At 64.2% G+C, this 18,934-nt stretch carries 20 protein-coding genes and 1 tRNA gene; 9 read left to right on the forward strand and 12 right to left on the reverse strand.

The features are described 5' to 3' along the window. Positions 1 to 13: 13 nt before the first annotated feature. Together HNP71_RS01410 and HNP71_RS01415 are read right to left on the reverse strand one after the other, a co-directional pair. Positions 14 to 532 carry a chromate transporter gene (locus tag HNP71_RS01410; protein ID WP_183265051.1) on the reverse strand — a complete coding sequence of 173 codons (519 nt, stop codon included), beginning with the start codon at positions 530 to 532 and terminating at the stop codon, positions 14 to 16. Further along, positions 529 to 1,077: a chromate transporter gene (locus tag HNP71_RS01415; RefSeq protein ID WP_183265052.1), complete on the reverse strand. Its 549-nt coding sequence runs from the start codon at positions 1,075 to 1,077 to the stop codon at positions 529 to 531. The genes HNP71_RS01410 and HNP71_RS01415 overlap by 4 nt, the downstream gene beginning before the upstream one ends. 182 nt (positions 1,078 to 1,259) lie before the next feature. Here HNP71_RS01415 and pstS point away from each other — a divergent pair, with 182 nt between their 5' ends. From pstS to pstA, 3 genes are all read left to right on the forward strand, one after another. Next, positions 1,260 to 2,315, forward strand: coding sequence for a phosphate ABC transporter substrate-binding protein PstS (gene pstS / locus HNP71_RS01420; RefSeq protein WP_343062171.1), 1,056 nt, complete (start codon positions 1,260 to 1,262; stop codon positions 2,313 to 2,315). A gap of 66 nt (positions 2,316 to 2,381) precedes the next feature. After that, positions 2,382 to 3,308 carry a phosphate ABC transporter permease subunit PstC gene (pstC, locus tag HNP71_RS01425; RefSeq protein ID WP_183265053.1) on the forward strand — a complete coding sequence of 309 codons (927 nt, stop codon included), beginning with the start codon at positions 2,382 to 2,384 and terminating at the stop codon, positions 3,306 to 3,308. Then, positions 3,286 to 4,158, forward strand: coding sequence for a phosphate ABC transporter permease PstA (pstA, locus tag HNP71_RS01430; protein ID WP_183265054.1), 873 nt, complete (start codon positions 3,286 to 3,288; stop codon positions 4,156 to 4,158). The genes pstC and pstA overlap by 23 nt, the downstream gene beginning before the upstream one ends. A gap of 75 nt (positions 4,159 to 4,233) precedes the next feature. On the opposite strand, the gene ppa is transcribed toward pstA, so the two are convergent. Beyond that, on the reverse strand, positions 4,234 to 4,755 hold the full coding sequence (ppa, locus tag HNP71_RS01435) for an inorganic diphosphatase (protein WP_183265055.1): 522 nt from the start codon (positions 4,753 to 4,755) through the stop codon (positions 4,234 to 4,236). Positions 4,756 to 4,858: 103 nt separating this feature from the next. On the opposite strand from ppa, the gene HNP71_RS01440 reads away from it, so the two are divergent. Then, positions 4,859 to 4,934: transfer RNA gene (locus HNP71_RS01440), tRNA-Ile, on the forward strand. A 10-nt stretch (positions 4,935 to 4,944) separates the two neighbouring features. On the opposite strand, the gene HNP71_RS01445 is transcribed toward HNP71_RS01440, so the two are convergent. After that, the gene (locus HNP71_RS01445) at positions 4,945 to 5,385 is read right to left on the reverse strand and encodes a hypothetical protein (RefSeq protein ID WP_183265056.1); all 441 of its coding nucleotides are present in this window, start codon (positions 5,383 to 5,385) and stop codon (positions 4,945 to 4,947) included. Between the two features lie 215 nt (positions 5,386 to 5,600). On the opposite strand from HNP71_RS01445, the gene ettA reads away from it, so the two are divergent. From ettA to HNP71_RS01460, 3 genes are all read left to right on the forward strand, one after another. Then, a complete protein-coding gene (gene ettA / locus HNP71_RS01450; protein WP_183265057.1) occupies positions 5,601 to 7,280 on the forward strand; it encodes an energy-dependent translational throttle protein EttA in 1,680 nt (559 codons plus the stop codon). Between the two features lie 12 nt (positions 7,281 to 7,292). Further along, complete coding sequence (locus HNP71_RS01455) at positions 7,293 to 7,817, forward strand: GNAT family N-acetyltransferase (RefSeq protein ID WP_183265058.1); 525 nt, start codon at positions 7,293 to 7,295, stop codon at positions 7,815 to 7,817. A 63-nt stretch (positions 7,818 to 7,880) separates the two neighbouring features. Then, positions 7,881 to 8,162, forward strand: coding sequence for a DUF2076 domain-containing protein (locus HNP71_RS01460; RefSeq protein ID WP_183265059.1), 282 nt, complete (start codon positions 7,881 to 7,883; stop codon positions 8,160 to 8,162). A 1-nt stretch (position 8,163) separates the two neighbouring features. Here HNP71_RS01460 and HNP71_RS01465 read toward each other — a convergent pair whose 3' ends face one another. Beyond that, positions 8,164 to 8,502, reverse strand: coding sequence for a hypothetical protein (locus HNP71_RS01465; protein WP_183265060.1), 339 nt, complete (start codon positions 8,500 to 8,502; stop codon positions 8,164 to 8,166). A 38-nt stretch (positions 8,503 to 8,540) separates the two neighbouring features. Between HNP71_RS01465 and metH the strand changes: the two genes are divergently transcribed. Together metH and HNP71_RS01475 are read left to right on the forward strand one after the other, a co-directional pair. Next, positions 8,541 to 12,023, forward strand: coding sequence for a methionine synthase (gene metH, locus HNP71_RS01470; protein WP_183265061.1), 3,483 nt, complete (start codon positions 8,541 to 8,543; stop codon positions 12,021 to 12,023). A gap of 146 nt (positions 12,024 to 12,169) precedes the next feature. Next, positions 12,170 to 12,652 (forward strand): MarR family winged helix-turn-helix transcriptional regulator, encoded by a 483-nt coding sequence (locus HNP71_RS01475; RefSeq protein ID WP_183265062.1) that lies wholly within the window; start codon positions 12,170 to 12,172, stop codon positions 12,650 to 12,652. 6 nt (positions 12,653 to 12,658) lie between these two features. Here HNP71_RS01475 and HNP71_RS01480 read toward each other — a convergent pair whose 3' ends face one another. The 7 genes from HNP71_RS01480 to argC form a co-directional block, all read right to left on the reverse strand. Next, positions 12,659 to 13,441: an EipB family protein gene (locus HNP71_RS01480; RefSeq protein WP_183265063.1), complete on the reverse strand. Its 783-nt coding sequence runs from the start codon at positions 13,439 to 13,441 to the stop codon at positions 12,659 to 12,661. 51 nt (positions 13,442 to 13,492) lie between these two features. Beyond that, positions 13,493 to 13,996 carry a hypothetical protein gene (locus HNP71_RS01485; RefSeq protein WP_183265064.1) on the reverse strand — a complete coding sequence of 168 codons (504 nt, stop codon included), beginning with the start codon at positions 13,994 to 13,996 and terminating at the stop codon, positions 13,493 to 13,495. A gap of 63 nt (positions 13,997 to 14,059) precedes the next feature. Further along, a complete protein-coding gene (uvrB, locus tag HNP71_RS01490) occupies positions 14,060 to 16,228 on the reverse strand; it encodes an excinuclease ABC subunit UvrB (protein ID WP_183265065.1) in 2,169 nt (722 codons plus the stop codon). A 60-nt stretch (positions 16,229 to 16,288) separates the two neighbouring features. After that, positions 16,289 to 16,729, reverse strand: coding sequence for a phasin family protein (locus HNP71_RS01495; protein ID WP_183265066.1), 441 nt, complete (start codon positions 16,727 to 16,729; stop codon positions 16,289 to 16,291). Between the two features lie 43 nt (positions 16,730 to 16,772). Beyond that, positions 16,773 to 17,402, reverse strand: coding sequence for a TetR family transcriptional regulator (locus HNP71_RS01500; RefSeq protein ID WP_183265067.1), 630 nt, complete (start codon positions 17,400 to 17,402; stop codon positions 16,773 to 16,775). 40 nt (positions 17,403 to 17,442) lie between these two features. Next, a complete protein-coding gene (locus HNP71_RS01505) occupies positions 17,443 to 17,994 on the reverse strand; it encodes a gamma carbonic anhydrase family protein (protein WP_183265068.1) in 552 nt (183 codons plus the stop codon). Continuing rightward, positions 17,994 to 18,899: an N-acetyl-gamma-glutamyl-phosphate reductase gene (argC, locus tag HNP71_RS01510; protein WP_183265069.1), complete on the reverse strand. Its 906-nt coding sequence runs from the start codon at positions 18,897 to 18,899 to the stop codon at positions 17,994 to 17,996. Before argC ends, HNP71_RS01505 begins: the two co-directional genes overlap by 1 nt. Positions 18,900 to 18,934 lie beyond the last annotated feature (35 nt).

Here is an 18,934-nt window from a genome sequence, read left to right on the forward strand (position 1 = left end):
CACCAAAAAACTTTTACAAAATTAACATCCCCAGCACCGCGCCGCCGCCCAGCAGCCAGAGCGGATGCAACCGGCTGCACCAGGAGAGCACGGCGCAGCCCAAGGCGATGCAGGCCGTCAGCCAGCCGGAGACCGACTGCACCGTAAGCACCAGGGCCGCCGCCAGCACCAGCCCCGCGGTGATGGGCAGCAGCGCCGCCTTGGCCAGTTTCTGCCACCGCGCCCCGGCATGGCGCTCGAACCCCTTACTCACCAGAATCGCCAGCAGGCCAGAGGGCAGGATCATCGCCAGCGTGGCCACGATACCGCCCGGCACCCCGGCCACATGCGCGCCGATCACCGTGGCGATCATCACATTCGGCCCCGGCGCGGCGTTGGAGATGGCGTAAAGCTGCGCGAACTGCACCGGGCTGAGCCAGTGGCGCAATGTAACCACTTGGCGCGCGATTTCCGGTACCGTGGCATTGGCCCCGCCCACCGCCACCAGCGAGAGCTTGCCAAACAGCAGCGCAAGCTGGGCGAGGATGTTCATTTCACTGCCCTCCAGGCCAGCAGCAGCGAGACCGGTAGCACCAGCAGCATGGTTAGCGGCAGCGGCAGGCGCAGCCCCACCACCAGCACAAACACCGCCACCGCGATGCCGATATTGCGCCCCACCTTCAACACCGGCCCGGCGATCTTCAGCCCCGCACCCAGCATCAGCCCCGCCGCGGCCGCCGCCAGCCCGGCCAGCGCGTGGCGCACCGGCCCCAGCGTGCCATAGCGCGCATACAGCCCACCAAAGACCATCACGATGGCCATCGGCGCACCCAGAATGCCCAAGATCGCGGCTGCCGCGCCGCTGAGCCCCTGGTTACGCGCCCCGAAGGCGAAGGCAAAATTCACCATATTCGCCCCGGGCAGGGATTGGCAGAGCGAAAACAGCTCGTTGAACTGCTCCTGCGTAAGCCAGCGCCGCTTTTCCACCACCACCCGCCGGGCGATGGGCAGCACGCCGCCGAAGCCGAACACCCCCGCCTCGAAAAACCCCAGGAACAGATCCTTATGTGACAAGCCTGCGGCGCGGTTATGCTGCATGCGGCGTTATTATGGGGCGAAACCTCACAAAACAATGTTTAATAAGGGAGAAATGTCATTGAACTGCAACCCAAATCCCGTCGCCATTGTCACACGCTTCAACTATTGCGAGCCCATGCGGGGAAGCCCCCGCTGACCGCACAGGGATTCCTCTTCAGGGACTCAACATAAGGAACGCGAACGTGAAGATTTTGACCAACCTCCTCCGCTCCGGCGTTGCCGCGCTGGCCATTGCCTCCGCCGCCGGCGCCGCCCACGCCCAGACTGTCGACGTCCCGCTGACCGAGAGCGGCTCCAGCCTGCTTTACCCGCTGTTCAACCTGTGGGTCGCCTCCTACAGCGCCAGCCATCCCGGCGCTGACATCACCACCACCTCGACCGGTTCCGGCGCTGGCATCGCGCAGTCCATCAAGGGCCTGGTGCAGATCGGCGCCTCCGATGCGTATCTCTCCGATACGATGGTCAAGAAGAACCCGACGATGATGAGCATCCCGCTCGCCATCTCCTCGCAGGCCGTGAATTACAACCTGCCCGGCATCTCCCACCTGAACCTCTCCGGCCCGATCCTGGCTGGCATCTATGAGGGCAAGATCACCCAGTGGAACGATCCCGCGATCGTTGCCGCCAACCCGGGCGTGAGCCTGCCGAACCACGTGATCATCCCGGTGCACCGCCTGGACGGCTCGGGTGACACCTTCATCTTCTCCCAGTACCTGGCTTTCTCCACCCCGGAATGGGCCTCCACGCTGCACTACGGCACCACCATCTCCTGGCCGGCCGTCCCCGGCGCACTCGGTGGCAATGGTAACTCCGGCGTTCTCGCCGCGGTGAAAGCCAACCCGTACTCGCTCGGCTATATCGGTGTGTCCTATGCCGACAAGGCCGCTGCCGCTGGTCTGGGCGTCGCCGCGCTGCAGAACAAGCATGGCGAGTACGTGCTGCCGACCGACGAGACCATCGCCGCCGCCGCGCAGAGCGTCGCCACCACCACCCCGGCCGATGAGCGCGTCAGCATGATCTTCGCCGAAGGCGCGAACGCCTACCCGATCGTGAACTACGAATACGCGATCGTGAACAGCACCCAGCCCGCCCCGGCGCTGGCCTCCGCCATCCACGACTTCCTGACCTGGGCGATCAACGAGGGCAACAGCCCGACCTTCCTGAAGCCCGTGCACTTCCTGCCGCTGCCGGCAGCGGTGAAGACCCTCTCCCAGGCCCAGATCGACAAAATCCAGTAAGACGCCTAAACACCTCCCCTTCCGGCATAAGCCGGAAGGGGAACCCTCAAAAACGCACGGTGGACCATGAAAATCAGGCCGTTTCGTCTTTCAGTCCTGTCGCTCAGCCTGCTGATTCCTGCCGCGCTTGTCGCGGTTGTTTTGTTTCTGGTGGTGTATTCGGGCCAGGCCATGCTCTTCAACGGCCTGCATTTCGTCACCGACATCAACTGGAACCTGGGCGACCTGTATAGCGATCCGGTGACCGTCAATGGAATCTCCGTTCCGTCCGGCGCCAATTACGGCATCCTCGTCTTCATCGTCGGCACGCTGCTGTCCTCCCTCATCGCCATTCTCATCGCCGTGCCGCTCTCAGTGGGTGCCGCCATCTTCCTGGCCGAGGCCGTACCGCATCGCATCCGCCCGGTGCTTTCCATGCTCGTCGAACTGGTGGCGGTGGTGCCCTCCGTGGTGTTCGGGCTTTGGGGCATCGCGGTGCTCATCCCTTTCATCGGCCATTATCTCAGCCCCACCGGCAACGGCTACGGTCTGCTCGCTGCCGCCATCGTGCTCGCACTCATGGTCACGCCGATCATCGCCTCCACCCTGCTGGACGCGCTGATGCAGGTGCCCAAGGAAAACCGCGAATCCGCCTTCGCGCTTGGCGCCACGCATTTCGAGGTCGTCTCCAAAGCGATGATGCCGATGGTGCGCACCACACTGATCGGCGGGATCGTGCTCGCGCTGGGCCGCGCGCTCGGTGAGACAATGGCCGTGCTGATGGTCTCGGGCGGCGGCATCAACATCCTGCCGGACTCCCCCTTCTCCCCGATCTCCACCATCGCCTCCTTCATCGTCAGCCAGCTCGACAGCGCCGAGGCCGACCCCACCAACATGTCCGTGCGCACGCTCTCCGAGCTGGCGCTGGTGCTGTTCTTCATCACCCTGGCCGTCAACGCCACCGCCAAACTGCTTACCTCCGGAGCGTTCAATGTCCGCAAGCGTCAGTCTTAAGGCCACGCGTTCGGCGCATGAGCTGCGCCGCGTCATCACCAGCAATATCGGCTGGATCGGCTGCGGCCTTGCCCTGCTGCTGGTCATCGCCCCGCTGCTCGACATCGTCGGCGTGGTCACCTTCAACGGTCTGGCCGCGTTTTCGGTCCAGCTCTTTACCAAGAGCACGGGCGGCACGGCCAACGGGCTGCTCAACGCCATGGAAGGCACGGTCATCATCACCATCTTCGCGATGCTGATCGCCGTGCCCATCGGCATCGGGGCGGGCGTCCACCTCTCCGAATACGGCAAGAATCAGCTGGGAGGCGTCATCCGCTTCCTTTCGGACGTGCTGACCGGCACCCCCTCCATCGTTCTGGGCTATTTCTCCTACATCGTGTTCATCATCGGCTTCGGCTGGGGTTTCTCCCTGGCCGCCGCCGCCATCACACTTGCCATCCTCATCGTGCCGTATCTGGCGCGTATCACGGAGTTGGCTCTGCAGCAGGTGCCGAACCCGATGCGCGAGGCCGCCTACGCCCTGGGCGCTGATGACTCCACGGTGGTATTCAAGGTAGTGCTGCCCGCCGCCTCCGCCGGTGTCATCACCGGCGCGCTGCTGGGCCTTGCCATCTCGGTGGGCGAGACCGCGCCACTGATCTACACCGCCGGCTGGTCCGATTTCACCTGGGACGGCCGCTTCACCCACGCCCCGGTCGCCTACCTTACTTATGTGATCTGGACGTTCATCGACCAGCCGGACGCGCATTCTCACGCGCTGGCCTATGCCGCGGCGTTCTTCGTGATGCTCGTGGTGCTGGCGATCAACATCGCCGTGCGTCTGGTCGTGAAGCGCACGAAATTCGCGTAACGGCAGACAGAGCCGCCACGAAAAAAGGGGCCTCGCGAGAGGCCCCTTTCTTTTTGTCCGGGTTTGACCGGCGGCTTACTTGGCGCGGGCCAAGCTGGCGGAGATCGCAGCCTCGGCGGCCTCGCGATTGGCCCAGCCGGTCACCTTCACCCACTTGCCCTTTTCGAGATCCTTGTAGTGCTCGAAGAAGTGCTTGATCACGTCGAGGGTGATCGCGGGGAGCTGCTCGACCTCGGTCACGCTGCTGTACTGCGGATGCACCTTGTCGTGCGGCACGCAGACGATCTTCTCATCCTGGCCGGACTCATCTTCCATCTGCAGCATGCCGATCGGGCGGCAGCGGATCACCGCACCCGGCACCACGGCGGTGGGCAGCAGCACCAGGGCGTCGGCCGGGTCACCGTCATCGGCCAGGGTGTTGGGGATGAAGCCGTAAGCGGCCGGATAGGTCATCGGGGTGAAGACCACGCGGTCCACCACCAGGGCGCCGCTCTCCTTGTCGATCTCGTACTTCACACCCGAGCCAGCGGGGATCTCCACCACCACGTTAATATCGCGGGGCACATCCTTGCCAGCCGAAATCTTGCTCACATCCATTGGATTAGTCTCCCAGTTGCACTGGGCCGCGTATAGCCTGCGCCAGGGTCTCTTGCCAACGCGCGCGCGCTGGCTATGTTGCCCCTGCCCATGTTTGGCACATGCGCCGGTAGCTCAACGGTTAGAGCGGACCGCTCATAACGGTTTGGTTGCGGGTTCGATTCCTGCCCGGCGCACCATGTTCCCTGGCTAATGCCAGCGCTTGCTCAGCTCCGCCGCCTCGGCTTCCAGCTGGCGCACCTCATCCAGCACCACATCCGCCTGGGTATCGCAACGCATCGCCTCCTCGGAAACGCCGAACATATAGCCATTCACTGGCAAAACGCGTTCGGCGCAGTCATGATACTCGTCCACCAGCATGATCAGCTCGTGCCGCAGCGCCTCCAGCAGTTCCTGGCATTGCGGGTGTCCGCGCCAGTTCTCGATGATCGCCCGATGCGTCTCGGCCAGCAGCGCGTAGGTCTCGGCCAGATGGTCGGGCTGGATTTTTTCCACATCCGCCCGCAGCTTGGCTACGGCGGCGCCCACTTCCGGCATTGGCGGCGTGGATTGCCCGCCGTGCTCCGTATGAGGGATGGGCGGCATCACGGGCTGAACGCCGGTTGCCCCCGCTTGGTTCTTGTTAGGCATGTCATCTTGTCCTGGCTGGCTGTTGGAGGCGCTTCTTCGGCGCTGCCGGACCAGAGCTTCGCCACGGCCGCCCATACCCAACGCAAACTCTAGCAGGGAAACGCCTTCCCAGCCGTTACAAATCGGACAGCCGAACAAGCGCGCCCCTGCCCTGTTGCCCCTGCCCTGCCCGGCAATTATACCCTGGCCAACCGAATTTGAAGGACGCGCGCGCGATGGCCTCTTACCAGTATGTTTATGTGATGAAAGACCTCACCAAGGCCTATCCGGGCGGGCGTGAGGTGTTCAAGGGCATCACCCTCTCCTTCCTCCCTGGCGTGAAGATCGGCGTGCTGGGCGTGAACGGCGCCGGTAAGTCCACCCTGCTGAAGATCATCGCCGGGATCGACAAGGAATATGGCGGCGAGGCCTGGGCGGCCGAGGGCGTGAAGGTCGGCTATCTGGCGCAGGAGCCGCAGCTCGACCCGACCAAGACCGTGGGCGAGAACGTGGCCGAGGCGTTCGCCGATCTGCGTAAGGCCATCACCCGCTTCAACGCCATCTCCGAAGAATTCGCCGAGCCGATGGACGACGACAAGATGAACGACCTGCTGGCCGAACAGGCGCAGCTGCAGGAGATCATCGACGCCGCCGATGGCTGGGACCTGGACCGCCAGATCGAGATCGCGCTCGACGCGCTGCGCTGCCCGCCGCCGGATGCCGATGTCGGCCCGCTCTCGGGCGGTGAGCGCCGCCGCGTGGCGCTGTGCCGCCTGCTGCTGGAAAAGCCCGACCTGCTGTTGCTCGACGAACCGACCAACCATCTCGACGCCGAGTCGGTGGCCTGGCTGGAGCGCACGCTGGCCAACTACACCGGCACCGTGATCCTCATCACCCACGACCGCTACTTCCTCGACAACGTGACCAACTGGATCCTGGAAATCGAGCGTGGCCGCGGCTACCCGTATGAGGGCAACTACTCCTCTTGGCTGGCGCAGAAGCAGAAGCGCCTGGCACAGGAGGAGAAGGAGGAATCCGCCCGCCAGCGCGCGCTGGCCGAGGAGCAGGAATGGATTTCGGCCAGCCCCAAGGCGCGCCAGACCAAGTCCCGCGCGCGTATCCAGCGCTATGAGGAAATGCTCCAGAAGTCACAGGAAATGCAGACCGACGTGGCGGAAATCGTCATCCCGCCCGGCCCGCGTCTGGGCGGCACGGTCATCGAGGCCCAGGACCTGTGCAAGGGCTTCGGCGACCGCGAGCTGATCGACCATCTGAACTTCAAGCTACCGCCGGGCGGCATTGTCGGCGTGATCGGTCCGAACGGTGCCGGTAAGTCCACCCTGTTCAAGATGATCACCGGGCTGGAGAAGCCCGATTCCGGCAGCCTGAAGATCGGCGAGACCGTGAAGCTGGGCTATGTGGACCAGTCCCGCGACAGCCTGGACCCGAACAAAAACGTCTGGGAGGAAATCTCGGGCGGCACGGATGTCATCTATCTCGGCAAGCGTTCCGTGGCCTCTCGCGCCTATGTCGGCGCGTTCAACTTCAAGGGCTCGGACCAGCAGAAGAAGGTCGGCATCCTCTCGGGCGGTGAGCGCAACCGCGTGCATCTGGCCAAGATGCTGAAGTCGGAAGCCAACGTCATCCTGCTCGACGAGCCGACCAACGACCTCGACGTGGACACCCTGCGCGCCCTGGAAGAGGCGCTCATGGAGTTCCCCGGCTGCGCCGTTATCATCTCCCACGACCGCTGGTTCCTCGACCGCCTGGCCACGCATATCCTGGCCTTCGAGGGGGACAGCCATGTGGAGTGGTTCGAGGGCAACTTCCAGGCCTATGAGGAGGACAAGCGCCGCCGCCTGGGCCAGGACGCCACCGAGCCGCACCGCATCAAGTACCGCCCACTCACGCGGTAATTTGCCCCTGGCATGAGTGTTTCATCCGCCTGGGTGCTGAATACGGCGCGCCTGCGGATGACACCCGTGGGCTACCGGGACCTGCCAGACCTCGTCCGGCTGAAGGGTGATCCGCGCGCCTATGCGCTGCTGCTGGGCGGCGTGCGCTCCCCCGTGCAAACCGCCGAGGAGCTGGCCCACGACATTCAGGACTGGGGCCGCCACGGCTTCGGCATGTGGGCCGTGCGGGCGCCGCGCGGCAAGTTCCTGGGCATGACGGCGCTGATGCACCGGTCCGACGGGCGCGGCGTGGCCTTGCGGTTCGCCTTCCTGCCGGAGGCACGGGGCTTCGGCCTCGCCAGCGAGGCAGCCGGGGCCGCACTGAACTATGCGCATGATGCAGCAGGACTAACACGCGTGATCGGCGTGGCGCGGGAGGAGAATTTCGCCTCGCGCGCGGTGTTGGGGGGCATCGGTATGTCCCAATCCGGGACATTCATGCGCGGCGGTTACATTCTATACGTGTACGAATCTGTGCGTCCCGGAAATGCGGGGTGAATTTCCCTCCATACACGAAAATCTTACTTGCCTGTGCACGGGTCTTCCCTCCTATGGAAGGCTATGACACGCGAAGAGCACATGGACATTCTTGCGTTTTTCGACCGGGTGATGAACTCGGCCGACGCAGCTGTCGACGTTGAAGCGGACGCGATTATTCGCGCCATGTTCAAGCGTAACCCCGATGCGGCGTACCATGTGACCAAGCTGGCCATGACGCTTGCCGCCCAACCCGCCCTCTTATCGGTCCAGGCTTCTCCCCCGGCATCCGCACCAAAGCAAGCGGGCAAGCCGCGGCAATGGTTCGCCTCGCTGCTCCACCGCAATCCGCACGCTGTTTTTTAAGCTAACACGGAGTATCTAACGCCCGGTAGCGTGCACGGGCCAGCGCATCGCCCTCCAGTGCCGCGCGCAACGACGCCTCGCCCGCCGGAGAGGCCAACACCACCACGCGGCTGAAATACGGCGCCGTTCCCATCGCGCGGGCGCGGAACAAAACCGCCAGCGCCTCTGCCACGGGGCTGCGGGCCACGCAACAGGCGCAACCCAGCCCATGCGCCGCCCCCAGGGCAAAGCGCAGCACATACCCGGCCGAGGAAACCGCCACGCCTTCCTCGGCCAGCACGGCATCCATGGCCTCCGGCTGTTGCCCGAACAGCACGGGAATACGACTATCTTCACTCATCGGCTGGACATGGGGGCGCGCCGGTGTATCTGACAAGCATGTCACGGCCACATCTTCTCGACGCCCTCTCCAAAAACGTGCTGCTCTGCGATGGCGGCATGGGTTCACGCGTGCAGGCGCTCACTCTCGACCTGGAAAAAGACTTCTGGAACCAGGAAAATTGCACCGAGGTACTGAACCTCTCCCGCCCGGATATCGTACGCGATATCCATCGCGGCTATTATGCCGCCGGATCGGACATGGTGCAGACCAACAGCTTCGGCGGCTCGGCGATCACGCTGGGCGAGTTCGACCTCCAGGACCGCGCCTTCGAGATCAATAAAATCGCCGCCGAGCTGGCGCGCGAGGCCGCCGAGAGCTTCGCCGATGGGCGCACGCGCTGGGTGGTGGGGAGCATCGGGCCAGGCACCAAGCTGCCGAGCCTGGGCAATATCGCCTACGACCCGCTGGAAGAGGCGCTGTTCCTGCAATGCCAGGGCCTGCTGGCAGGCGGGGTGGACGCGCTGCTGATCGAGACCTGCCAAGATACACTGCAAATTAAAGCGGCGGTGAACGGCGCCAAGCGGGCCAAGACTCTGGCCAACAGCGATGTGCCCATCTTCGTGCAGGTGACGGTGGAGACCACCGGAACGCTGCTGGTGGGGCCGGATATAGCCGCCGCCGCCACAACCATCCACGCGCTGGACGTACCGCTGATGGGCCTGAACTGCGCCACCGGGCCGCAGGAGATGGCCGAGCATGTGCGCTGGCTCTCCCAGAACTGGCCAGGCAAGATCTCGGTGCAGCCCAATGCCGGGCTGCCCGAGCTGGTGGACGGCAAGACGCATTATCCCCTCACTGGCGACCAGATGGCAGTATGGGTGGAGCGCTTCGTGGTCGAGGACGGGGTGAACCTGATCGGTGGCTGCTGCGGCACCTCCATCCCGCATATCCAGGCGCTGGACGGGATGCTGAAGAAGCTCGGCAACCCGCGTCCCACCCCGGTGGCGCGTAAGTTTCATTGGGTGCCTTCCGTCGCCAGCCTGTATTCCTCGGTGCCGCTGCGCCAGGAGAACTCGTATTTCTCCATCGGCGAGCGCTGCAACGCCAATGGCTCCAAGAAGTGGCGCGAACTGCAGGAGGCCGGCGACTGGGATGGCTGCGTGGCGATGGGCCGCGAACAGGTGGCCGAAGCCTCCAACGCGCTGGATATCTGCACCGCCTTCGTCGGGCGCAACGAGATCTTGGAGATGAGCGAGGTCATCACCCGCTTCACCTCCTCCGTGAACGCGCCTCTGGTGATCGACAGCACCGAGACCCCGGTGATCGAAGCGGCGCTAAAGCTGCATGGCGGCAAGCCGATCATCAACTCGATCAATTTCGAAGATGGCGAGCACCACGCCGCCGAGCGCATGACGCTCGCCAAGAAATTCGGCGCGGCGGTGATCGCGCTGACCATTGACGAAGTCGGCATGGCCAAGACCGCCGAGGACAAGCTGCGCATCGCCCGCCGCCTGGTGGAATTCTCCTGCACCAAATACGGCCTGCCACAGAGCGACCTGCTGATCGACCCGCTGACCTTCACCATCGCCACCGGCAATGAGGATGACCGCAAGCTGGGACTGTGGACGCTGGAAGGCATCAAGGCCATCCGCGACGAGTTCCCGGATATCCAAATCATTCTGGGCCTGTCCAACATCTCCTTCGGCCTCAACCCCGCCGCGCGCGCGGTGCTGAACTCCGTGTTCCTCGACCATGCGGTGAAGGCGGGCATGACCGGGGCCATCGTGCATGTGAGCAAGATCCGCCCGCTGCACATGATCGCCCCGGAAGAGGTGAAGGTGTGCGAGGACCTGATCTTCGACCGCCGCACCGAGGGCTACGACCCGCTGCAAAAGCTGCTGGAGATGTTCGCCGACCGCAAGGCCGCCGACGCCACCAAGAAGAAGCGCGCCGAGACGGTGGAGGGCCGCCTGAAGGACCGCATCGTGGATGGTGACCGCAAGGGGCTGGCCGAGGAGCTGGATGAGGCCCTCAAAATCCATAAGCCGCTCGACATCATCAACAACATCCTGCTGGACGGCATGAAGGTGGTAGGCGAGCTGTTCGGCGCGGGCAAGATGCAGCTTCCCTTCGTGCTGCAATCCGCCGAGACGATGAAGGCCGCCGTGGCGCATCTCGAGCCGCTGATGGAGCGCGTGGAGGGCGAGGAGCGCGGCATCATGGTGCTCGCCACCGTGAAGGGCGACGTGCATGATATCGGCAAGAACCTTGTCGACATCATCCTCACCAATAACGGCTACAAGGTCATCAATCTCGGCATCAAGGTGCCGCTGGCGGACATGATCGCCGCCGCCAAGGAGCATAAGGCGCATGCCATCGGCATGTCCGGGCTGCTGGTGAAATCCACCGTGGTGATGCGCGAGAACCTCGAGGAAATGTCACGCCTCGGGCTCGACATCCCCGTGGTGCTCGGCGGTGCTGCGCTGACGCGCAATTACGTCGAGGACGATTGCGTCGCGGCTTATGACTCCGGCCGCGTGGCCTATGCGCGCGATGCGTTCGACGGCCTGCACCTGATGGACCGCATCGCCAGCAACGGGTTCGACGATTACCTCGCCGCCATCCAGGCCAAGCGCGCTGGCAAGTCCCGCAACACCAAGCGCACGCTGGGCCAGGCGGCGGAAGCCGCCTTCGCGCCCGTGGACGTGAAGGAGGTGCAAACCCGCCGCCGCCGCCTGAATGCCGATGAAGCCACCCTCACCCCGCCCTTCTGGGGCGCGAAGGTGATCGAGGCCGCGCCGAAAGCCGTGGTGCCGTTCATCAACGAGCGCTCGCTCTTCCAGTTCCAATGGGGCTTCCGCAAACAGGGCAAGAGCCTGGAGGACTTCATGGGCTGGGCCCGCCACGAGCTGCGCCCGGTGATGAAGCGTATGCTCGATATCTGTCTGGCTGAAAACATCCTGCACCCGCAGGCGGCCTACGGCTATTGGAAGGCCGCCGGCCAGGGCAATGACCTGATCCTGTTCGAGGAGGACGGCGTGACCGAGGCCGCGCGCTTCGCCCTACCCCGCCAGCCGCGCGAGGATGGCGAATGCATCGCCGACTTCCTCCCCGATATCGAGGACGGGCGCGGCGTGATCGGGCTGCAGGTGGTGACGATGGGCACCCGCGCCTCGGAGGTCGCACGCGCTTGGTTCGAGGATCATCGCTACCAGGATTATCTGTACCTGCACGGTTTCTCGGTGGAGATGGCGGAGGCGCTGGCCGAGTACACGCATAAGCGCATCCGCGCCGAGCTAGGCTTCGCCGCCGAGGACGACCGCGACATGGACAAGCTGCTCCAGCAATCCTATCGCGGCTCGCGCTATTCCTTCGGCTACCCGGCCTGCCCGAAGCTGGAGGACCAGGAACAGCTGCTCAAGCTGCTGGGGGCGGAGCGCATAGGCGTCTCGCTCTCCGATGAATCGCAGCTGCACCCGGAGCAATCCACCAGCGCCATCGTCATCCTGAACCGGCACGCGAAGTATTTCTCGGTCTGATTTGCCGGCATGGCGGCTCCGGATGGGGTCGCCGTCGATCTTTCTATATCAAAACCACGATTAATTGATTTTGATCATGGTATGACAAGGCATTAGCGCGAAACAATTCGCGTTAATGTCTCAATAAACATGACAGGGCTGCAATTATGAAAAAACAACCGGAAATCAGCCTGAACGACGACTACTCCATAGGCCACCCTGGGTTTCTTATCCGCCGCCTGCACCAAATCGCGGTCGCCTTGTTTGCCGAGGAATGCGATGGGCTGGACATCACCCCCACCCAGTTCGGGATTATGCTGGCCGTTTCTCAGAATCCGGGCATCGACCAATCCGCTGCCGCCGAGATGCGAGGCGTGGACCGCGCCACCATGGCGAGCATCGTGGCCCGGCTGGAAAAGGACGGCTATCTACGCCGCGTGACCTCCAAAACCGACCGGCGGCAGAAGCTCCTCACCCTCACCGCCGCGGGCAAGTCGCTACTGAACAAGGCCCGGGCGCCGGTTTCCCGCTCCAACGAGCGCACGCTGGAAGTTCTAGGTCCGCGCGACCAGAAGAGTTTCATGCGCCTGCTGGAAAAGCTGGTCGATGGCGGCAACCATCACGGCCGCGCCAAGCTGCGGCTGAAATAGCCGAGTTTACTTCGCTGGGCAGGCGGCGGGGGGAATGCTCAGCTTGGTGAGCTTTCCGGCCATCTCGAAATCGCCGAAATCCAGCGTGAGGTCCGTCGCCACTCCGTCGTCGAAATAGCGCATCGAGGTGCGGAAATTCGGCGTCTCGTCGTCGTTCTTGCGGGAGTAGAAGGCGATATCCACATCCGCGCTGGGAATGCCATCCAGCGCGGGCCAGACGGTTTTCTCGCCCTCGTGATAGCCGAGCTCGGCCACGAAGGTCGCCTGGGCGCCATCGGCGGTGGTGCCGTCGAACAGTGGCGGCGCGATGAATTTCTTCCCCTCCCGCCCGGCGGCGAGCAGCGCCTCGGTATGCTGCATGGGAAAGAGCGTGCCGGGCGGCAGTTTGAGCGTGGTGTTGGCCGGGGTGGTGTAGGTTACGAGCCCTGAACCATCTTGGTTGCGCGTGGCGGTGCCGGCATCGTCGATCTGCTCCTTGCCGTCATTGTCGCTCTCGCGCAGCACGAAGCTGAAATTCTTCCCGTCCTTGCTTTCCCAGGTGATGTAGTCGCTCACCGTCTTGTTCAGCGTGCCATCCGTGTTGCGGATGATCAACGTCATGTGCTGGGTGGTCGCCCAGCCGGTGCAGCCGTCCACCATGTCGAAGCTCATCTGCCCGGTGGCGCCGGTGATGTCATGCGTGCGCAGCTTGGTAAGAGTAAGCGTGTAGAGCGCATGCTGGCCGGTCAGGCTGTCGGCATGGGCTAGGCCGGGGACAAGCAAGGCGAGCAGGGCAAGAACGGATCTCATGCCCCCATCTTCCCGCCTCCCCGCCATGCCGTCAAACCCCGGCCGGTGTGGCTACTTTTTCCAGAGGCTGGTGTCCCAGATCTGGGAGCTGCTGCTCAACTTGTCATTGATACTCTCCAGCATGGCGCGCAGCGACTGAGGCGTAAGCCCAGCCAGCGGGATGATCGCGTTGGCGTAGAGGGACTCACCGTCCGTGCTGTTTTCCATCGAGAAATAGAAATCACCAATATCGCTCGTCTCGAGCAGCTTGGTCAGGTTAAGCTTCGCCAGATCGGCCGGTTTGTAGGTGTTAACGTTCACATAGGCGTAGGCCAGCGTGCCGTCCTTCGAGAGGTCGAAATGCAGGCGGTAATCGTAGTCGCCATGCCATTCGATGGCGAAGGCCTGCTTATCGCTGTCGAGCGAGGTGGTGTAGCCGAGATTGCCCACCATGGTCTGCAGCTTGCTCAAACCATCGGGCTCGGTGGGGCCGGCATTGTCGGCCCAGGCCGCGAGTCCGCCGGAAAGGAGTAACGCCAGAGCCAGAGACACGCCAAGATAGCGCTGCTTGAGCATGACCATAACCTCCTTGATTATTGTGTCGGAATGTTACGGCAAACCAGCTCCCCGGGCAATGGCTCAGCGTGTCTTGGCGCGGCCCCTGCCCTTTTTGCGGCTGGCGGGGTCGTACCCGCCCCCGCCAGGCCCCAGCGGCACCGGCCCGCGCGGGCGGCCTGGGGAAGAGCGCGGCACGGGCGGCGGCTCCAGCCCCAGGGCCAGCGCCTCCAGCCGCTTGATCTCGTCGCGCAGCCGGGCGGCCTCCTCGAATTCCAGGTCCGCCGCCGCCTTGCGCATGCGCGTTTCCAGCGTGGTGATGACGGCGCCGAGATCCTTACCCACGAACTCGTCGGCGGCGGAATCCTTCACCGGCGCCACGGTCACGTAATCCTGCTCGAACACCGAGTGGATGACCTCGCCGATATTCTTCTTCACGCTTTGCGGGGTGATGCCATGCGCCTCATTCCAGGCCATCTGCTTGGCTCTCCGCCGCGCGGTCTCGTCCAGCGCCTGTTTCAGGCTGCGGGTCATAGTGTCGGCGTACAGGATCACCCGCCCCTCCACGTTGCGCGCAGCACGGCCGATGGTCTGCACCAGCGAGGTGACGGAGCGCAGGAAGCCTTCCTTGTCCGCGTCCAGAATGGCGACAAGCATGCACTCGGGAATGTCGAGCCCCTCACGCAGCAGGTTGATGCCCACCAGCACGTCATAAGCGCCCAGGCGCAGGTCGCGGATGATCTCGATGCGCTCCAGCGTGTCCACATCCGAGTGCAGATAGCGCACCTTCAGCCCCTGCTCGCCGAGATACTCGGTCAGATCCTCGGCCATGCGCTTGGTGAGCGTCGTCACCAGCACGCGCCCGCCCTTGGCCACCACGGTCCGGCATTCGCCCAGCAGGTCGTCCACCTGATGCTCCACGGGACGGATTTCCGTCACCGGATCCACGAGGCCGGTCGGGCGGATCACCTGCTCGGCGAACACGCCCTGGGTGCGCTCAAGCTCCCACGGGCCGGGGGTCGCGGAAACAAAGACGCTCTGCGGGCGGAAACTCTCCCATTCCTCGAATTTCAGCGGGCGGTTGTCGATGCAGCTCGGCAGGCGGAAGCCGTATTCGGCAAGGATGGATTTACGCGCAAAGTCGCCTTTGAACATGCCGCCGATCTGCGGCACGGTCACATGGCTCTCATCCACCACCAGCAGCGCGTTCTCGGGCAGGTACTCGAACAGCGTCGGCGGCGGATCGCCCGGATTGCGGCCCGAGAGATAGCGGGAATAATTCTCGATGCCTTTGCACACGCCGGTGGTTTCCAGCATCTCGATATCAAAGGTCGTGCGCTGCAACAGCCGCTCCGCCTCCAGCAGCTTGCCCGCAACGGTGAATTCGTCGAGCCGCTGCTTCAACTCGGCTTTGATCTTGCCTATGGCCTGATTCAGCGTCGGGCGCGGAGTGACGTAGTGGCTGTTGGCGTAGATGGAGATGGTATCCAGCACCGTCACCTGCTCGCCGGTCAGCGGGTCGAATTCGGAGATCTTCTCGATCTCGTCGCCGAACAGGCTCACGCGCCAGGCGCGGTCCTCGAACTGGCTGGGGAAGATGTCCACGATCTCGCCGCGCAAACGGAAGGTGCCGCGGGTGAAGGCGGCATCGTTGCGGCGGTACTGCAAATCCACCAGCGCCTTGGCCAGGGCGTCGCGCTCGATACGCCCGCCGGTTTCCAGCCGCACCACCATCTTCGAGTAAGTCTCGACCGAGCCGATACCGTAGATGCAGGAGACCGAGGCGACGATGATGACATCCCCTCGCTCCAGCAGCGCCTGGGTGGCGGCGTGGCGCATGCGGTCGATGGTCTCGTTGATCGCCGAGTCCTTCTCGATATACGTGTCCGAGCGCGGGACATAGGCTTCGGGCTGGTAGTAGTCGTAGTAGGAGACGAAATACTCCACCGCGTTGTCGGGGAAGAAGCTCTTCATCTCGGCATAGAGCTGGGCCGCCAGCGTCTTGTTCGGGGCCAGCACCAAGGCCGGGCGCTGCACGGCCTCGATCACCTTGGCCATGGTGAAGGTCTTGCCCGAGCCGGTGACGCCGAGCAGCACCTGATCGCGCTCGCTGGCGCTAATGCCCTCGACGAGTTGTTTAATGGCCGTGGGCTGGTCGCCGCTGGGCTGGTATTCGGAGACCACGCGTAGCGGCTTGAGCAGCGGCCTCGGTTCGGGTTTCTCGGGGATGAACAGCAAGGGGGTGGCGCACATGCCGCCAATATGGCCCTGGCGGGGGCTGGGGGGAAGCCCGCCCCCAGCCAGGGCTCGGGCTTACTTCTTGCCGAACGCGGCCTGCATCTCCGTCATTGCCTCGGAGACGCGGCTGTTGAGCTTGTTCAGCGCCTCGGCGTTGGATTTCTGGATCAGGTCGCCAAGTTCCTTGGTGTTGGCCACGGCGTTCTCGTAAGCCTGCTTGAGCAGTTCCGTCTGCTTGGCGGCGCGGCTGGTGGGGGTGCCGGCGGTGGAGAGTTCCTTCAACGTCTCGGTCAGGCCGGACATGGTGGATTGCAGGATTTCCATGTGCCGGCGAGCGACAGCCTGCGCGCCTTCCAGCGCCACGCGGTTGGCTTCGGTCAGTGCTTCCAGATTGCGCTTATGCGCGGACAACACCGCATCCATGTCGGGCACGGCAGGCAGCTTCATGTCACCCAGAAGTTTCTTGATATCGAAGTCGGGAAGGAAAGACGCGGTCTTATCTTTATCGTCGGCCATCAAGTTCGTTCCTCTTTGTTACAGCCGGTAACCCCGGCTGGTTTCACTCTACCGGGGAAGCGCCTTGCGGCAAAGGTGTATCCGCCTCCGCAACAGGCTTGGGCGAGAAACGATTGACGATTGACTCGGCCCGGGCGAGCGCCTTGTCCACCGCCGCCATGGTGGCGGTCAGGTCCTCGCTCTCGTCATCGGCCCAGGCGCGGACGCCATAAGCCCAGACCGCCAGCAGGCCGCGCTTGGCCAGCGCGCCGCGCAGGCCGGTGGCGTCCACGCCCGCGCCTTCCAGCAGCCAGCCCATGGAGGCGATGTTGAGTTCCGCCATCACGAAGGCCAGAGGCGGGCAGAACGGCAAAGCGCGCAGCAGCGCCACCACGCCGGGGCGGTACATCTGCAAAAAATCGAACCGGCGGAGCAGAATGTCGAACAGCCTGTCGCGCACGCTGCCCTCGGTGAGGGCGTTGTTCAGCGCCGCCGTATCGGCCATCTCGCCGAACTTTTTCAGGATCGCGCCGGTGCAGGGATAGGCGGCGCGCACCTTCGCCAGATCCAGCCCGGCATACCGCGCGGCAGCGGCGGGGGAGACGTGCCTCCACCCCTTCTCCGCACCAAGCGCGAAGGCGGCGGTAACCAGTGTGGCGTCAGCCAGCGCGGTATCGAAGTCCATTTCGTTCATGCCGGGAGTGTAGGCATGGATGACGGCTTTGCCAAGGAAATCATCCGATTGGACGCAACCCCCGGCGATACGCTTCGGTCAGGCCGAGATAATGCGGCACCGTCTCGTCCCATTTGGCGCGCTCATCGTCGGTCATCACGCGGGAGAGCTTGGCGGGGCTGCCCATCCACAGCTCCTGCCGGCCGATACGCTTGCCCGGCCCCAAAAAGCCGCGCGCCGCCAGCAGCCCGCCTTCCTCCACCACCGCGCCGTCCAGCACTGTGGCGCCCATGCCGACAAAGGCGCGGTTTTCCAGCCGGCAGGCATGGATGATTGCGGAATGCCCGACCGTCACGTCATCGCCGATGATGGCCGGGTTGTCGCCATGGTCCACGTGGATCACCGTACCATCCTGGATATTGCTCCGCGCGCCCACGATCACCGGGTTGGTGTCGCCGCGCAGCACGCAGTTGAACCAGATATTCGCGCCCGGGCCGATGCGCACATCGCCGATCAGCACGGCTGTGGGAGCCACCCAGGCCGTGGGGTCGATCTGCGGTTTCAACTCGCCCAGGGCGTAGAGCAGCCCGCCCGGTTTCTGCGCCTCGGACATCAAGCACCTCCCAGCATCAGGTTGATATTCTGCACCGCCGCCCCGGACGCCCCCTTGCCGAGGTTGTCCAACCGGGCAATCAGCACCGCGTGCCCCGCCGACTCATTGGCGGCAACGAAGATTTCCAACTTATCGGTATTGTTCAGCGCCTCGGGCTGCAAATTGGCGGCATGCAGGCCCGGATGCGCGATCACATTCTCCGCGCCGGCATAATAGTCGGAATACGCCTCCGCGAGACGCTCCGCCGTGGGATGGCCACGCAGCTGGTCGAGGAACATCGGAACACAAACCAGCATCCCCTGCGCGAAATGCCCCACCGAGGGGACGAAAAGCGGCCGCCGGTTGAGCCCGGCATACTGCATGATTTCGGGGATATGCTTGTGCGCAAGGCCCAACGCGTACAGCTCAAAGGCCGGGCCGCCCTCCGCCTCGTGCGCCGCAATCATTGCCTTGCCGCCACCCGAATAGCCCGAGATGGCGTTGATGCTGAGCGCCTGCCCCGGCCCCAACAACCCCAGCTTGACCAGCGGATGCAACAACGCGATGGCCCCGGTGGCGTAGCAGCCCGGATTCGCCACCAGCCGCGCCTGAGCGATGGCCGCCGCTTGGCCCGGGGCCAACTCGGGGAAGCCGTACACCCACCCGCGCGCCACGCGGTGGGCGGTGCTGGCGTCCAGAAACCGGGTGCCCTCAGGGGCAATCGCTATAGCCTCACGCGCCGCGTCATCGGGCAGGCACAGCACGGTGAGGTCGGCCTCCGCCATCGCCGCGGCGCGGGCCTCGGGCGATTTGCGGTGCGCGTCGTCCAGCGTGACGAGGCTGACATGGGGGACTGCGGCGAGCCGCTGGGCGATGCCAAGCCCGGTGGTCCCGGCTTGGCCGTCGATGAAAATCTTGGCACTCATGCGGCTCTACTTATCACGCCGCCGCCGCCGTGCTA

Source organism: Acidocella aromatica (genome assembly GCF_014201825.1).
In the GTDB taxonomy this organism is placed as follows: domain Bacteria; phylum Pseudomonadota; class Alphaproteobacteria; order Acetobacterales; family Acetobacteraceae; genus Acidocella; species Acidocella aromatica.

Excerpts from the sequence above, each read along its gene's own strand:
- HNP71_RS01410 (WP_183265051.1), bottom strand. The coding sequence starts at position 532 with ATGAACATCCTCGCCCAGCTTGCGCTGCTGTTTGGCAAGCTCTCGCTG.
- HNP71_RS01415 (WP_183265052.1), bottom strand. The coding sequence starts at position 1,077 with ATGCAGCATAACCGCGCCGCAGGCTTGTCACATAAGGATCTGTTCCTG.
- pstC (WP_183265053.1), top strand. The coding sequence starts at position 2,382 with ATGAAAATCAGGCCGTTTCGTCTTTCAGTCCTGTCGCTCAGCCTGCTG.
- pstA (WP_183265054.1), top strand. The coding sequence starts at position 3,286 with ATGTCCGCAAGCGTCAGTCTTAAGGCCACGCGTTCGGCGCATGAGCTG.
- ppa (WP_183265055.1), bottom strand. The coding sequence starts at position 4,755 with ATGGATGTGAGCAAGATTTCGGCTGGCAAGGATGTGCCCCGCGATATT.
- HNP71_RS01445 (WP_183265056.1), bottom strand. The coding sequence starts at position 5,385 with ATGCCTAACAAGAACCAAGCGGGGGCAACCGGCGTTCAGCCCGTGATG.
- ettA (WP_183265057.1), top strand. The coding sequence starts at position 5,601 with ATGGCCTCTTACCAGTATGTTTATGTGATGAAAGACCTCACCAAGGCC.
- HNP71_RS01455 (WP_183265058.1), top strand. The coding sequence starts at position 7,293 with ATGAGTGTTTCATCCGCCTGGGTGCTGAATACGGCGCGCCTGCGGATG.
- HNP71_RS01460 (WP_183265059.1), top strand. The coding sequence starts at position 7,881 with ATGACACGCGAAGAGCACATGGACATTCTTGCGTTTTTCGACCGGGTG.
- HNP71_RS01465 (WP_183265060.1), bottom strand. The coding sequence starts at position 8,502 with ATGAGTGAAGATAGTCGTATTCCCGTGCTGTTCGGGCAACAGCCGGAG.
- metH (WP_183265061.1), top strand. The coding sequence starts at position 8,541 with ATGTCACGGCCACATCTTCTCGACGCCCTCTCCAAAAACGTGCTGCTC.
- HNP71_RS01475 (WP_183265062.1), top strand. The coding sequence starts at position 12,170 with ATGAAAAAACAACCGGAAATCAGCCTGAACGACGACTACTCCATAGGC.
- HNP71_RS01480 (WP_183265063.1), bottom strand. The coding sequence starts at position 13,441 with ATGAGATCCGTTCTTGCCCTGCTCGCCTTGCTTGTCCCCGGCCTAGCC.
- HNP71_RS01485 (WP_183265064.1), bottom strand. The coding sequence starts at position 13,996 with ATGCTCAAGCAGCGCTATCTTGGCGTGTCTCTGGCTCTGGCGTTACTC.
- uvrB (WP_183265065.1), bottom strand. The coding sequence starts at position 16,228 with ATGTGCGCCACCCCCTTGCTGTTCATCCCCGAGAAACCCGAACCGAGG.
- HNP71_RS01495 (WP_183265066.1), bottom strand. The coding sequence starts at position 16,729 with ATGGCCGACGATAAAGATAAGACCGCGTCTTTCCTTCCCGACTTCGAT.
- HNP71_RS01500 (WP_183265067.1), bottom strand. The coding sequence starts at position 17,402 with ATGAACGAAATGGACTTCGATACCGCGCTGGCTGACGCCACACTGGTT.
- HNP71_RS01505 (WP_183265068.1), bottom strand. The coding sequence starts at position 17,994 with ATGTCCGAGGCGCAGAAACCGGGCGGGCTGCTCTACGCCCTGGGCGAG.
- argC (WP_183265069.1), bottom strand. The coding sequence starts at position 18,899 with ATGAGTGCCAAGATTTTCATCGACGGCCAAGCCGGGACCACCGGGCTT.